This window comes from Leclercia sp. 119287 (genome assembly GCF_009734485.1).
Lineage (GTDB): Bacteria > Pseudomonadota > Gammaproteobacteria > Enterobacterales > Enterobacteriaceae > Enterobacter > Enterobacter adecarboxylatus_C.
Genome location: NZ_CP046445.1, coordinates 168,831 through 183,761, shown reverse-complemented (window position 1 = coordinate 183,761; position 14,931 = coordinate 168,831). Strand labels below are relative to the sequence as shown.

The window sequence follows — 14,931 nt, the reverse complement described above, 5'->3', positions numbered from 1 at the left end:
TTGATCGCTGCTTAGGCTTTTTCTACCTGGGCAAAGTCCAGCTCTACCGGGGTCGCACGACCGAAGATAGAAACGGAAACTTTCAGGCGGGACTTCTCGTAGTCCACTTCTTCAACCACGCCGTTAAAGTCAGCAAACGGACCGTCATTAACACGAACCATTTCACCCGGTTCAAACAGCGTTTTCGGACGCGGCTTATCACCAACCTGCTGCAGGCGGTTCATAATCGCATCAACTTCTTTGTCGCTGATTGGCGCCGGACGGTCAGACGTGCCGCCGATAAAGCCCATTACGCGCGGTACGCTGCGCACTAAGTGCCAGCTTGCATCGTTCATCACCATCTGAACAAGCACGTAACCCGGGAAGAATTTGCGCTCGCTTTTGCGACGCTGGCCGCCACGGATCTCGACCACTTCTTCGGTCGGAACCATAACTTCGCCAAACAACTCTTCCATATTATGTAATTTGATATGCTCACGCAGCGACGTTGCTACGCGGCCTTCAAAACCGGAAAACGCCTGAACGACGTACCAGCGCTTTTTAGGGGCTTCAGACATCTCAGAACCTCAGGCCAGTGATAAAGGATACCAGGCGAACCAGAATACCATCCAGTCCCCACAGGATCAGTGACATTACAGCGGTAACCGCAGCTACAATCAGCGTGGTGTGCAATGTTTCCTGGCGAGTCGGCCAAATGACCTTACGGACTTCGGTTCTCGCTTCGCGGGCAAAAGCGACGGTCGCTTTACCTTTGGTCGTCAACAGCGCGACACCACCCGCTGCAGCAATCAGAATTACCACTGCCAGCGCGCGTAGCGGCAGCATCATGTCGCGATAAAGGTAGTTGCCAACGATTGCCACGATCAGCAATACAGCTACTACTACCCATTTCATCGCTTCCAGGCCGCGCCCGCTCCCTTGAGCTTCGGTATTCGCACTCATAAACCAACCTGTCAGAAGTATTCTACAAACATTTTCACCCCGCGATAGCGAGGCGAACCAAACCGAAATGCTCTGTTGCGTTTCGGACTAAAACGCCCTCTTCAGAGCCTGTCTCAGCAATGATTATGACAAATAAAATCACTGATGAGCCAGGTTCTGGTTCGAAAGCGTGCAAAAAGGGCATCAAATGATGCCCTTTTCATGCGCATTGCGTCAAATGTTATCAGCAATTAGCCGAGAACTTTAGCAACAACGCCCGCGCCAACAGTACGGCCGCCTTCACGGATTGCGAAACGCAGACCGTCATCCATCGCGATTGGGTGGATCAGGGTAACAACCATCTTGATGTTGTCGCCTGGCATTACCATCTCAACGCCTTCTGGCAGTTCGATGGTACCGGTCACGTCAGTAGTACGGAAGTAGAACTGTGGACGGTAGCCTTTGAAGAACGGAGTATGACGGCCGCCTTCGTCTTTGGACAGGATGTACACTTCAGATTCGAACTTGGTGTGCGGCTTGATGGAGCCTGGCTTAGCCAGAACCTGACCACGTTCGATTTCTTCACGTTTGATACCACGCAGCAGAACACCAACGTTCTCACCGGCACGGCCTTCGTCCAGCAGTTTGCGGAACATTTCAACGCCGGTACAGGTAGACTTGGCAGTCTCTTTGATACCCACGATTTCAACTTCTTCGCCAACTTTAACGATACCGCGCTCTACACGACCGGTAACAACGGTACCACGACCGGAGATGGAGAATACGTCTTCGATAGGCAGCAGGAACGGCTTGTCAATCGCACGCTCTGGCTCTGGGATGTAGGAATCCAGGTAGCCAGCCAGTTCGATGATTTTCTCTTCCCACTCTGCTTCGCCTTCCAGCGCTTTCAGCGCGGAACCGCGAACGATTGGGGTATCGTCGCCCGGGAAGTCGTACTGGGACAGGAGTTCACGAACTTCCATCTCAACCAGTTCCAGCAGCTCTTCGTCATCAACCATGTCGCATTTGTTCAGGAACACGATGATGAAAGGAACGCCTACCTGACGACCCAGCAGGATGTGCTCACGGGTCTGAGGCATAGGGCCGTCAGTCGCAGCAACAACCAGGATCGCGCCGTCCATCTGCGCAGCACCGGTGATCATGTTTTTAACATAGTCGGCGTGGCCCGGGCAGTCTACGTGTGCGTAGTGGCGAGTCGGGGTGTCATATTCAACGTGGGAAGTGTTGATGGTGATACCACGAGCTTTTTCTTCTGGTGCGTTATCGATCTGGTCGAATGCACGAGCAGAACCACCGTAGGTTTTTGCCAGAACGGTAGTGATTGCAGCGGTCAGCGTTGTTTTACCATGGTCAACGTGGCCGATAGTACCGACGTTAACGTGCGGTTTTGTACGTTCAAACTTTTCTTTAGACATCGATTGTCCCTCTAAGACACGGATAAATCGGTGATATCACCACATCAACCAGGCGAAATGCCTGAACTGTTGAATACATTTAAATTGAAACAGAGAGAAACGGGAGGGAGAAGTGAAGTGGTGCTGATACCCAGAGTCGAACTGGGGACCTCACCCTTACCAAGGGTGCGCTCTACCAACTGAGCCATATCAGCACGTATTGGAGCGGGCAGCGGGAATCGAACCCGCATCATCAGCTTGGAAGGCTGAGGTAATAGCCATTATACGATGCCCGCATCCTGAAACTCGGCTACCCAGTTCTTTCTGTAACAAAAAAAGAGATTTCTCTCTTTTTAAGTTCGAGCTGGTCAATTTTTTCCAACCAGCTCCGGCGGCTTTAACGCTGCCAGAAAGTGGTGGTGGGGGAAGGATTCGAACCTTCGAAGTCTGTGACGGCAGATTTACAGTCTGCTCCCTTTGGCCGCTCGGGAACCCCACCGGACTTGATGGTGCCGACTACCGGAATCGAACTGGTGACCTACTGATTACAAGTCAGTTGCTCTACCTACTGAGCTAAGTCGGCATCAAGTAGCGCGCATTTTAGGGAGCCCTGCAGGTTCATGCAACTAAAAATTTGCATAAATCGTTCTTTCGCTCACATTTTGTGCGAGAAGAGAGAATAACGCTGTATTTCCAGGCAAATGCGCGCAAATATTCATCATTTACGGTCCTCAAAAGGGGTGAAACCCGGTCTGTGACGTTTCACGCTTAACGCAACACTCGGCCACTTTTTTTCTTATTATTCGGCCCATCTGGTGTTAACCTCCTGCGCATTGTCCAAAATTAACTATATATGTGATGTGCTCTACCCCGCACGGCTAGCCTCTGGTGTGGGATAAGACGCCTCACTCAAGCGTGCTTATGAGCAAAAAAGAGCAAACGTTAATGACGCCTTATCTCCAGTTTAGCCGCAGCCAGTGGGCTGCTCTGCGTGACTCCGTTCCCATGACCTTAACGGAAGGCGAAATCGCACGGTTAAAAGGGATAAACGAAGACCTGTCGCTTGAAGAAGTGGCTGAAATTTATTTACCTCTCTCGCGTTTGCTGAATTTCTATATCAGTTCCAACCTCCGCCGACAGGCCGTACTTGAGCAGTTCCTCGGTACGAACGGGCAGCGCATTCCTTATATTATCAGTATTGCCGGCAGCGTCGCCGTGGGGAAAAGCACCACCGCGCGTGTTCTGCAGGCGCTGCTGAGCCGCTGGCCGGAACACCGCAGCGTGGAGCTGATCACTACCGACGGCTTCCTGCACCCTAACGAGGTGTTAAAAGAACGCGGTCTGATGAAGAAGAAAGGCTTTCCGCTCTCTTATGATATGCACCGTCTGGTGAAATTCGTGTCGGATCTGAAATCCGGCGTGCCAAACGTGACGGCTCCGGTGTACTCGCATCTGATTTATGACCGCATCCCTGACGGGGACAAAACGGTGGTGCAGCCGGACATTCTGATTCTGGAAGGATTAAACGTTCTGCAGAGCGGGATGGACTATCCTCACGATCCGCATCATGTGTTTGTCTCTGACTTTGTCGATTTCTCTATCTACGTGGATGCGCCGGAAGATCTCCTGCAGAGCTGGTACATCAACCGCTTCCTTAAGTTCCGCGAAGGGGCGTTCACCGACCCTGACTCCTACTTCCATAACTACGCCCAGCTCTCGAAAGATGAGGCTGTTAATGTGGCCACCTCGCTGTGGAATGAGATCAACTACGTGAACCTGAAAGAGAACATTCTGCCGACGCGTGAGCGCGCCAGCCTGATCCTCACCAAGAGTGAGAAACACGCTGTCGACCAGATTCGTTTACGGAAATAGCTATTCACCGCCCCAATAAAAAAACCGGCTTATCGCCGGTTTTTTTATGACTTACGCCAGGGGCTTCTCGCCGTTTTCATCCTGATCGACGGCGAAGCAGGCCACCAGTTGACCGCCGTAGTCTTTTAACTGCGGTTGCAGCTGGGTGCACGGCCCAAAACGACGACGGCAGCGGGCGTTGAAAGCACAGCCCGGCGGCGGGTTGAGCGGGCTTGGCAGCTCGCCGGTCAGCTTAATACGCTCCCGACGTTCATCCGGGTTCAGGCGCGGTGTCGCAGAGAGCAGCGCCTGCGTATAAGGATGGCGCGGGTTATTAAAGATCTGATCTTTCGTCCCCTTCTCCACGCAGCGGCCCAGATACATCACCATCACTTCATCGGCAATGTGCTCCACTACCGACAGGTCGTGAGAGATGAAGACATACGACAGGCCTAAATCCTGCTGCAAATCCATCATCAGGTTCAGCACCTGCGCACGGACGGAAACGTCGAGTGCGGAGACCGGTTCGTCGGCGATCACCACATCCGGGTCGAGCATCAGACCACGGGCGATAGCGATACGCTGACGCTGACCGCCGGAGAACATGTGCGGATAGCGATCGTAGTGCTCGGTCTTGAGCCCCACTTTCGCCATCATCGCCAGCGCCTTCTCGCGACGCTGCTCTTTGCTCAACGTGGAGTTGATCTGCAGCGGCTCCTCCAGAATCTGCCCCACTTTCTTACGCGGGTTCAGGGAACCATACGGGTTCTGGAACACAATCTGGATTTTCTGGCGCCGCAGTTTCTGCGCGTCGGGATCGTGCTTGAGCAGATCCTGCCCCTGATAGTAAAGCTCGCCCCCGGTCGGGGTTTCAATCATGGTCAGCAGACGGCCCAGGGTGGATTTCCCGCAGCCGGACTCCCCCACCACTGCCAGCGTTTTGCCGCGCTCCAGAGTAAAGGAGACGCCATCCAGCGCTTTCACCAGGCGTTCCGGAGCAAACAGCCCCTTCTTGACCGGGTAGTGTTTTTTCAGATCGATAGCCTGCAACAGCGGCTGTTGCATGGTGGCCTCTTGCGAACTCATAGTGTGGGCCTCCCGGCGTCATCGAGTGGGTAGTGGCATTTAGACTGACGGCCATCGTTGAGGGTATAAAGATCCGGCTCATCGATGCGGCATTTGTCCGTGGCATACGGGCAGCGCGGGTTCAGCAGACAGCCGGTCGGGCGGTCATATTTACCCGGTACCACGCCCGGCAGCGACGCCAGACGCGCCTTGTCCTGAGCAAACTCCGGCAGCGCGCGCAGGAGCGCCTGAGTATAAGGATGGCGCGGCGCGCGGAAGATATCGTGCGAGCTGCCGGTTTCAACTACCTGTCCGGCATACATCACGATGATTTTATGCGCCGCTTCGGCCACTAACGCCAGGTCATGGGTGATCAGGATCAGCGCCATGTTCTCTTTCTGCTGCAGCTCCAGCAGCAGCTCGATGATCTGCGCCTGAATGGTCACATCCAGCGCGGTCGTCGGTTCATCGGCAATCAGCAGCTTCGGACGACAGGCAATGGCCATGGCGATCATAACGCGCTGGCTCATCCCACCGGACAGCTGGTGCGGATAGACATCCAGACGCGAGGCCGGGTCAGGAATACCCACCTGGGTCAGCAGGTCGATTGCCCGCTGACGACGGGTTTTCTTATTCCCACCCTGATGCACCTTAATTGCTTCCATAATCTGGAAACCGACGGTGTAGCATGGGTTGAGGCTGGTCATCGGATCCTGGAAGATCATCGCCACTTCGGCGCCAACCAGGTTGCGACGCTCTTTTTCAGAGATCCGCTTCAGATCCTGGCCGTTGAACTCCAGGCTTTCCGCCATTACGCGGCCAGGGTAATCAATCAGCCCCATGATCGCCAGAGAGCTTACCGATTTACCGGAACCTGACTCGCCCACGATGCCGACAACTTCACCCTGATTTACGCTGTAGCTAACCCGATCTACGGCGCGAAACTCGGAGCCCACGTCACCGAAGTGCACCGATAATTTATCTACATTTAATAACGCCATCTCGTGCCTCTTACTGCTTCAGTTTGGGATCAAGTGCATCACGCAGACCATCACCCATCAGGTTAAATGCCAGCACCGTCAGGAGGATCGCCAGACCCGGGAAGGTCACAACCCACCAGGCGCTTTGCGCGAACTGCAACACATCGGAGAGCATGGTGCCCCACTCCGGTGTTGGCGGCTGCGCACCCATGCCAAGGAAGCCAAGAGCGGCCATATCGAGAATGGCGTTAGAGAAACCGAGCGACGCCTGAACAATCAGCGGCGCAAGGCAGTTTGGAAGAATATTGACGAACATCTGGCGCATCGCGCCCGCACCCGCCACGCGAGAGGCGGTCACGTAGTCACGGTTCACTTCCACCAGCACCGCCGCACGCGTTAATCGCACGTAGTGAGGAAGCGCCACGAACGTCAGGGCCAGGGCGGCGTTGCCGATTGACGGCCCAAAGACCGCCACCAGCACCAGCGCCAGCAGCAGGCTTGGCAGCGCCAGCATGATGTCGACAACACGCATAATGATGTTATCCACCACACCGCCGAAGTAGCCAGCCACCAGACCGAGTACCACCCCCATAATCAGGGACAGTACCACTACCAGGCAGCCCACCAGCAGCGAAAGACGCGCGCCGTACATCAGACGGGACAGCACATCACGGCCTACATCGTCAGTACCCAGCAGATGCGTCAGGGTACCGCCGTCCTGCCATGCAGGTGGTGCAAGCAGCGCATCACGGAACTGCTCCGCCGGGTTGTACGGCGCAAGAAAGTTCGCGAACACCGCGATCAAGATCATGATGACAACATACACCAGCCCTACTACCGCGCCTTTGTTGCGTTTGAAGTAGTGCCAGAACTCCTGCAGCGGCGTCATTGGCACCGGTGCAGCGACCACTTTATTTTCAGATACTTGTGACATGATGGCCCCTTACTTCTTATGACGAATACGCGGGTTCACCACGCCGTACAGCAAATCGACCAGCAGGTTGACGAGAATAATCATCGTCGCCACCAGCAGTACACCGCCCTGTACCACCGGATAATCACGGCGTTGCAGCGCGTCAATCAGCCAGCGCCCCAGGCCCGGCCAGGAGAAGATGGTTTCGGTCAGGATCGCCCCTGCCAGCAACGTCCCTACCTGCAGGCCGATAACCGTTACTACCGGCAGCATGGCGTTACGCAGGGCATGAACGATGATCACCCGCATGCGGGTCAGACCTTTGGCGCGGGCGGTACGGATATAATCCTCGCCCAGCACTTCCAGCATCGACGAACGGGTCATACGCACGATAACCGCCAACGGGATCGTACCGAGCACCATGGCCGGCAGGATCATATGCGCCAGCGCATCGATAAAGTTGCCCTCTTCACCCCAGATAGCCGTGTCGATCAGCATAAAGCCGGTCAGCGGGTTGGTGTCATCAAGGAAGACCATATCACTGACGCGCCCGGACACCGGGGTCAGGTTCCACTGCACCGACACCAGCATGATCAGCATCATGCCCCACCAGAAGATAGGCATGGAGTAACCGGTCAGCGCCAGGCCAACGGCGGTATGATCAAAGATAGAGCCACGTTTCACCGCAGCCAGCACGCCCACCGGAATACCCACGGAGACGGCAAAAATCATGGCGCAGACACCGAGTTCCAGCGTTGCTTTAAATCGTGGTACGAACTCTTCCCACACCGGCAGACGGCTTTTCAGCGAAATACCTAAATCACCATGCAACACGCCCCAGATATAGTGGAGATACTGCTGCCACATAGGCTTATCCAGCCCCAGTTCGGCTAACAGCTGCGCATGACGTTCAGGAGAAATACCACGCTCGCCCGCCATAATCATTACCGGGTCACCGGGGATCATATGGACGAAGGCAAAGGTGAGAAGGGTGATACCGATAAACGTGGGGATAACAAGTCCCAGACGTCGGAGGATGAACTGCAACATAACCCGGATTCTCTCTAATGACGTACGCCTGGAGGCGCGACGTCTGTATTGCTCACAAATCTTATTCCCTCCCCTTTCAGAGAGGGAATAAAGCACTGCTGCCGGGTTGCGCTACGCTTACCCGGCCTACATTCCGTAGGCCAGTGCAAGCGCAGCGCCGCCTGGCATTGCTTTTAATTATTCAACAGAAACGTTTTCGAAGTGGTGTTTGCCCAGTGGATCAACCACATAGCCTTTAACTTCTTTACGCACTGGCTCGTACACGGTTGAGTGAGCCACGATCAGCGCTGGTGCCTGTTCATGCATGACAACCTGAGCCTGTTTGTACAGTTCGATACGCTTGTTGTGATCTTCTGCAGCACGTGCCGGCTGAATCAGATCTTCGAACGGCTTGTAGCACCAGCGAGAGTAGTTAGAACCGTCTTTCGCCGCTGCACAACTGAACAGGGTTGCGAAGAAGTTATCCGGATCCCCATTGTCGCCAGTCCAGCCCATCATGACCGCCTGGTGCTCGCCTGCTTTAGCACGCTTCAGGTACTCGCCCCACTCGTAGGTCACGATCTTGGCCTGAACGCCGATTTTCGCCCAGTCAGCCTGAACCATCTCGGCCATACGGCGTGCGTTCGGGTTGTAAGGACGCTGTACTGGCATTGCCCACAGCTCAACGGTAAAGCCTTTATCCTGGCCCGCTTCTTTCAGCAGTGCTTTCGCTTTCTCAACGTCATAGGTGTAATCCTTAACGTCGTCGTTGTAGCCCCACATTGTTGGTGGGATCAGGTTCTTCGCGGCAACACCTGCGCCCTGATAAACGGCCTTGATGATCGCTTCTTTGTTGACCGCGTAGGTCAGCGCCTGACGCACTTTCACATCATCAAACGGTTTTTTCTCGGTGTTGAAAGAGAGGTAGCCGACGTTCAGACCCGCCTGCTCCAGCAGGTTGATGTTTTTGTCCTGCTTCATGCGCGCGATATCAGCCGGGTTCGGGTACGGCATTACCTGGCACTCGTTCTTCTGCAGCTTGGCGTAACGCACGGAGGCGTCAGGCGTGATGGAGAAGACCAGACGGTCGATCTGCGGCTTGGTGCCCCAGTAACCTTCGAACGCTTTGTACAGAATGCGGGAGTCTTTCTGATACTGCAGCAGCTGGAACGGACCGGTACCAACCGGGTTCAGGTCCACTTTCTCCGGCGTGCCGGCTTTCAGCATGTTGTCGGCATATTCTTTCGACAGAATAGAGGCGAAGTCCATGGCCAGGTCAGCCAGGAACGGTGCTTCAGGACGAGTCAGCACGAACTGAACGGTGTTGTCGTCCACTTTTTTGATTTCGCTGATCAGGTCTGGCAGGCCCATGCCTTCGAAGTACTCATAGCTGCCGCCAGAGACTTTGTGGTACGGGTTCTGGGCATTCTTCTGACGGTCGAAGGAGAACACCACGTCGTCTGCATTCAGATCGCGCGTTGGTTTGAACTCTTTGCTGTCCTGCCACTTCACGCCCTGACGCAGGTGGAAGGTATAGGTTTTACCGTCTTCGCTGACTTCCCACTTCTCAGCCAGACCTGGAATAACTTCCGTGGTGCCGGTTTTGAATTCAACCAGACGGTTATAGATAGGTACAGAGCTTGCGTCGTACGTCGTACCAGAGGTAAAGAGCTGTGGGTTAAAGCCTTCCGGCGAGCCTTCAGAACAGTAGACCAGGGTTTTTGCCTGTACGCCTGCTGCGACGGTCATAGCCACCAGGCTCAGACCAAGCTTCAGCATCCCTGACTTCTTCAAGGAAATACTCATTGTTATTCTGCTCCAATGTGATGTTTTTTGTTGTGTTACTCCGCCTGACCTTTAATTTATTTTTTACCCGGTCCGGTCGGTGTTGCCCTGAGGCGTTATAAGGGATGGAGATTCCTTTCAGAAGAGCGACTGAGTTGCAGCGCAGATCCTCCCTGAAGTGCCCCTCGTGCCCTACAATCTGTCAACAGAATGTGAAAACGTCAATACAGGTGACGGGGATTTACGCTAAGTGTGAGAATTGGCAAACAAAGATTAAAAAAACTACCGGAGCGTATTTTCAGCAGGGAAATTTATGCTACCCGCCATGACGCAGCACAACTCTCTACGCAATCTGCTACAACCAGTGATTAACATTTATTCAACCGGGGTAAATTTTCTTACAGAATGGCGATTATCTGCGCACTAAATACCATGAACGTTAAAACGCACAGGGGAAAATGCTGAGGTTATCCATAAGCAACGCGAAAAAAGATCAATCTAAAGATAAAAAAATACAATGGAATATGTCACATAATGGTTAACAGGCAGGGTGAACGAGAGGTAGGCCGTGTTTTGATAAGTCTGTAAAGATAAGGCTTTAATGCGATGGATTTCTGCGGACAATAAATGCAAAAAACCCCGCTCAAAGAGCGGGGTTTTCGAATGTGGTCGGCGAGAGAGGATTCGAACCTCCGACCCACTGGTCCCAAACCAGTTGCGCTACCAAGCTGCGCTACTCGCCGAATGCGGAGCGCATCTTACTGCTACGCTCTGCCTCCGTCAATCCCTTATTTTGCAAAAGCCTTTCAATCGGCTATAAAGTCGCCAGGCCTGTTACTTTGCGGCTTTCACAGCGCCGTCCGGCACTTTACACCAGTTGTTATTCTCGTTAATCCCGCCGTCTGGCGAGGTATAACCGAGGCAACCCAGGATCGTGTCGTACAGCTCCACATGACGACGTGCCACTTTCATATCCGCCTGCTCTTTAAGATGGGCGAACATTTTAGCTTTGTCCGGATTCTCCAGATACTTGTCGGACATCCAGACCATCATCGGGACGCGGAACTGCTCCGGTGGAGCCATCTTGCGCGGCGTACCGTGCAGGTGCTCTTTCTCGTTAATCGACTCACCGTGGTCGGCAGCGTAGAAGACAATCGCCTTCTTATCACGTACCTGGTCAATCACGCTGTCGATAAAGTGATCCACATAGGTCACCGAGTTGTCGTAAGAGTTGATCAGCTGCGCTTTGCTGCAATCTTTATCCACGCCCTTACACTCCGGCGTCCATTTGGCAAAGCTGCGCGGATAACGCTGGGTGTAGTTAAAGTGCGAGCCCTTGGTATGCAGGATGATCAGGTGCTTACCGTCTTCGTTGCCCTGCAGGGAGCGTTGCATCTCGTCGATCAGCAACATGTCGTCCACGTTCTTACCGCGGTTACGCGGCTCGGCGCCAATCTGCTCACGGTAGGCGATGTTGTTGGCCATGGTGTTGCTGTAGAACCACATCTCGCTCTGCATCGCGTAGAGGTCGGAGCTAAAGCCCAGCTGACGCAGTACCGAGAAGACGTTCTGCTCTTTCAGCGTCCGCTGCGGGTTATCGCTCGCCCCGCCCTCGCGCACGAACATACAGCGCAACGAGAGCTTGGTGGCGGTATCACAGGAATAACCGCGGAAGGCGACAAGGTTTTTCTCCTGCGCCAGCTTCGGAGTAGTATCCCGCTCATAGCCCAGAATACCCATATGATCCCAGCGCGTGGTTTCGCCAATAATGAAAATCACGTAGGTATCGTCGATATCAGACGGCGCCTGATAGGTGAATTTCTTCGCCGGGTTCATCAGCGATTTATTATCGGAGGACTCATCCACCTGCGCCCAGGCATATAACCCCAGCGCGGAGATCCAGTTGGACGGCAGATAGGAGTTTGCCACCACGCCGCCGTAGCTCGGCATATCCACGCCGGAGGTACGCTCAACGTTCTTCTGCTGCAAATCCAACAGCCGGATGGGTCCCCAGACCATTAATCCCGCCAGTACCACGACCGCGGCGCTGCGGATGCGCTGCCCTGGGGTACGCAGCTGGCGCAATAACGTATAGCGGCAGCGGTTGTTCCAGATAAGCAGCAGCGGCAGGATGCTGACGCAAACCAGCCAGAGAATAAAGTGTATACCGACCACTTCTTTCGAGAGGTCGATATCCGTGGTCATGACCGAGGCAATAATGCCGTAGCCAATCACCACGTTCATAAAGGTCATGTAATAGCTGGCACCCGCCGAGCACAACACCACCAGCGTGGCGAGTACGCGCCAGATACGCCGTCCAAACAGCGACAGCAGACGCAGCAAAAAGAAGGTGACCAGCACAGTGCCCACCAGTTCAACGACCGCAGCGACTCCTTTCCAGGCGGTAAAATCTTGCGCATAACCATCAAACCGACGGAAAAAAACCGCGCCATTCATAAACAGACCGATGTACAACGCGAGCAAAAAGCTGAGCTTTTGTTGCGTCATCGCTTTGATATATTTCATTAATGCAACCTGGGAAAAGGTAAAGTAGAGCCGCTCCACTCTTGGTCAAAAAGTGAACAGGGTGTTTCATTGCTCAGGGGATCGTTATCGGAAACGTCTTTAAGCGCGGTAAGTAGACCACAGGGAAAAGAAAAAGTGGCAACAGAGAATGTGATCCCTGCAAATATTTACAAAAAAACAAGTCCGGTGACATACCTGCGGCCTGTTCTTTGCCTCCCGAAGAAATAAAAAAGGCCGGAATATCCGGCCTTTAGAGGGAGTTTCAATCAGGCATGCGCTTCTTTAAATATTTCGCGCTGCGGCTGGCGAATAGTGGTGGAAAGCGCCAGGGAGAGGATTAGCAGGGCGAATATAACGCAGAAGGTGACATAAAAACCGCCAAACAGCGAAGCAATAAGCGACCCGCAAATACTGCCGATACCAAAGCCTAAATAAATAACGCCGTAGTTTTTCGCCAGGTTATTCAGGCCGAAGAATTCACTTACCAGCGACGGGAATACGGTAATGGTGCCGCCGAAGTTAAACGCGACGCAGGCGATAGCGGCGAAGAAGGTCACTTCGTTGAGCGGGGCGAATAACAGCGCCGCCATGCCTACCAGCGACACCACCTGGCCGAGAGTAATTACGCGGATACGGGCAATCTTATCGGAGAGGATCCCCAGCACCAGGCGGCCAGAGAGGTTGGCGATAGAGATAATGGTGACCGCGTTGGCCGCCGTTGCGGCATCCAGTTTCACCATCCCCTGAGCGATATCTTTCGCCACGCCAATCACATACAGACCACTCATGCAGGCGGTCAGGAACATCACCGCCAGCATCCAGTACTGTGGTTTACGCATGGACTGGGCCAGGGTGAAGTCGTTCTCAACCACGCCGTTAACGGATTTAACTTCCTGCTGTGGGGCATCTTTCATCAGCGTGGCCCCGAACAGGATCATCACCAGCACGATAGCGCCCCAGATCATGAAGGTCTTTTCCAGACCGACGGTGGCCAGCAGATGGCTGTCGATAAACTTAAAGCCCAGGCTGCCGAGACCATAAGAGCCAATGGCGAAGGCGGAGATCAGCCCCTTACGCTCCGGGAACCATTTCACGCAGTTCGACAGGGTTAACAGGTAGCCAGCGCCATCCGCCAGCCCCACCAGCACCCCGGCGCTCAGCCACAGCATCATCAGGTTGCTGGAGTGGGCTGTCAGGAAGAAGCCGACCCCCAGCAAAATCCCGGAAGCCATAGTGACGCGCTTCACGCCGAAGCGTTCCTGTAATTTACCGGCAATGGAAGATGAGAGCGCCAGACCCAGGCTCAGCAAGCCAAAGGAGAAGGCGACCTGGCTGACCGGGGCATCGAGTTTTTCGGAGAGGGCGCTGTTAAACAGACTCCAGGTGTAGACTGAACCCAGGGCAAACTGGGTCACGATGGTGCCGATAAGGGTCAGCCAGCGGGTGCGGTTGTAATTTGAGGTATTCATGGCAGTTGTCCTGCAGCAGAAAAAAGGGAAATTCACTGCTGACAACGATAACCAAAACCCTACATGAGCAGGGGTAAAACGGCATGAAATGCAGAGGTGCCGGAATGAAATGCCGAAAATCAGGAATGAATGACCTGGACTGCTGTCTGAACCCGCCCCGAAAAAGATGAACCCGGAGTCGCTCAGGTCATTCATCCACGGGTTTCAGAACCTCGCGCTGACGCCGAGGGTATAGAGATAATCTTCTCCGGTGGACATGTTTTCGGCCTGCGACATCGAAGCATAGGCCGCCATATATGGGTTGATCAGCATATCGGCCCCGACAGTGACATCCATCCAGTTGCCGTACTGCGTTGAGGGTGCCAGGCGCCCCAACCCGGACTGCATCTTCCACTGGTTATCGCCGAACTGCTGGTTATAGCTGATTTGCGCCCAGGGCCGCACATCGCCCAGGCGCGTATCGACGCGCCAGCCCAGCGTACTCACGCTGGCATGCCACAGCGGATCGGTGAGCGACTGCGTGTTCACGCTGTCGCCAAACTCGTTATACATATTGGGCGTGGAGCCATCGTAATGCCAGGCGGCAACCGGTCCGGTGGTGAAACGGCGGGCAACGGGAATACTCCAGCCCACGCTCATCGTGCTGGTCGCCTCTGCCGGTGACGAATCGGGCAAATTCAGCGCCAGACCGGGCATATTCTGTGAAGAGAGGATCCGCTCTTTGAGAATATCCTCGTAACGCGGTTGGTGATCGTCATCCCATGTATAACGCTCAGTGGTATTACTTTTTGTATCCGAAACGATATATTCCTGTTGCCAGGCATTTGCTGTGTTGCCTGTCAGCAGACAGGCCAAGAAACTCACCAGATCGGTTACGGCATGGCGGCCACTTATTTTTTTTATAATCATCAAAGCGACTCCAGAGAAGAGCCGAATTCGGCGATATTTGTGATTGTTTATAGTGAGGCTACGCGGCT

The 14,931-nt window shown here is 54.1% G+C and carries 12 protein-coding genes and 5 tRNA genes; 1 reads left to right on the top strand and 16 read right to left on the bottom strand.

Going from position 1 to position 14,931, the window contains the following annotated elements:
* Positions 1–11: 11 nt before the first annotated feature.
* From nusG to GNG27_RS00860, 7 genes are all read right to left on the bottom strand, one after another.
* A complete protein-coding gene (nusG, locus tag GNG27_RS00890) occupies positions 12–557 on the bottom strand; it encodes a transcription termination/antitermination protein NusG (protein ID WP_003862341.1) in 546 nt (181 codons plus the stop codon).
* Position 558: 1 nt separating this feature from the next.
* Positions 559–942, bottom strand: coding sequence for a preprotein translocase subunit SecE (secE, locus tag GNG27_RS00885; RefSeq protein ID WP_003862342.1), 384 nt, complete (start codon positions 940–942; stop codon positions 559–561).
* Positions 943–1,172: 230 nt separating this feature from the next.
* Positions 1,173–2,357: an elongation factor Tu gene (gene tuf, locus GNG27_RS00880; RefSeq protein ID WP_142487803.1), complete on the bottom strand. Its 1,185-nt coding sequence runs from the start codon at positions 2,355–2,357 to the stop codon at positions 1,173–1,175.
* 118 nt (positions 2,358–2,475) lie between these two features.
* A tRNA-Thr gene (locus GNG27_RS00875) sits at positions 2,476–2,551 on the bottom strand.
* Positions 2,552–2,557: 6 nt separating this feature from the next.
* Positions 2,558–2,632 (bottom strand) — tRNA-Gly (locus GNG27_RS00870).
* A 118-nt stretch (positions 2,633–2,750) separates the two neighbouring features.
* Positions 2,751–2,835, bottom strand: a tRNA-Tyr gene (locus GNG27_RS00865).
* A gap of 8 nt (positions 2,836–2,843) precedes the next feature.
* Positions 2,844–2,919, bottom strand: a tRNA-Thr gene (locus GNG27_RS00860).
* 338 nt (positions 2,920–3,257) lie between these two features.
* Between GNG27_RS00860 and coaA the strand changes: the two genes are divergently transcribed.
* Entirely contained in the window at positions 3,258–4,208 is a 951-nt protein-coding gene (coaA, locus tag GNG27_RS00855; RefSeq protein WP_142487802.1) for a type I pantothenate kinase, read from the top strand.
* Positions 4,209–4,259: 51 nt separating this feature from the next.
* Here the strand turns inward: coaA and dppF are convergent, their stop codons facing one another.
* The 9 genes from dppF to GNG27_RS00810 all read right to left on the bottom strand — a co-directional run bounded on the left by dppF (position 4,260) and on the right by GNG27_RS00810 (position 14,863).
* Positions 4,260–5,273 carry a dipeptide ABC transporter ATP-binding subunit DppF gene (dppF, locus tag GNG27_RS00850; RefSeq protein WP_142487801.1) on the bottom strand — a complete coding sequence of 338 codons (1,014 nt, stop codon included), beginning with the start codon at positions 5,271–5,273 and terminating at the stop codon, positions 4,260–4,262.
* Positions 5,270–6,253 (bottom strand): dipeptide ABC transporter ATP-binding protein, encoded by a 984-nt coding sequence (dppD, locus tag GNG27_RS00845; protein WP_142487800.1) that lies wholly within the window; start codon positions 6,251–6,253, stop codon positions 5,270–5,272. The genes dppF and dppD overlap by 4 nt, the downstream gene beginning before the upstream one ends.
* 10 nt (positions 6,254–6,263) lie before the next feature.
* Positions 6,264–7,166: a dipeptide ABC transporter permease DppC gene (gene dppC / locus GNG27_RS00840; protein WP_142487799.1), complete on the bottom strand. Its 903-nt coding sequence runs from the start codon at positions 7,164–7,166 to the stop codon at positions 6,264–6,266.
* A 9-nt stretch (positions 7,167–7,175) separates the two neighbouring features.
* On the bottom strand, positions 7,176–8,195 hold the full coding sequence (gene dppB, locus GNG27_RS00835; protein WP_142487798.1) for a dipeptide ABC transporter permease DppB: 1,020 nt from the start codon (positions 8,193–8,195) through the stop codon (positions 7,176–7,178).
* 177 nt (positions 8,196–8,372) lie between these two features.
* Positions 8,373–9,980 carry a dipeptide ABC transporter periplasmic-binding protein DppA gene (dppA, locus tag GNG27_RS00830; RefSeq protein WP_142487797.1) on the bottom strand — a complete coding sequence of 536 codons (1,608 nt, stop codon included), beginning with the start codon at positions 9,978–9,980 and terminating at the stop codon, positions 8,373–8,375.
* 645 nt (positions 9,981–10,625) lie between these two features.
* Positions 10,626–10,702 (bottom strand) — tRNA-Pro (locus GNG27_RS00825).
* Between the two features lie 91 nt (positions 10,703–10,793).
* Positions 10,794–12,485, bottom strand: a complete 1,692-nt coding sequence (gene eptB, locus GNG27_RS00820; RefSeq protein WP_156262666.1) for a kdo(2)-lipid A phosphoethanolamine 7''-transferase — start codon at positions 12,483–12,485, stop codon at positions 10,794–10,796.
* A 266-nt stretch (positions 12,486–12,751) separates the two neighbouring features.
* Positions 12,752–13,954, bottom strand: a complete 1,203-nt coding sequence (locus tag GNG27_RS00815) for an MFS transporter (RefSeq protein WP_142487795.1) — start codon at positions 13,952–13,954, stop codon at positions 12,752–12,754.
* Positions 13,955–14,158: 204 nt separating this feature from the next.
* A complete protein-coding gene (locus GNG27_RS00810; protein WP_156262665.1) occupies positions 14,159–14,863 on the bottom strand; it encodes an autotransporter domain-containing protein in 705 nt (234 codons plus the stop codon).
* Positions 14,864–14,931: the final 68 nt, after the last annotated feature.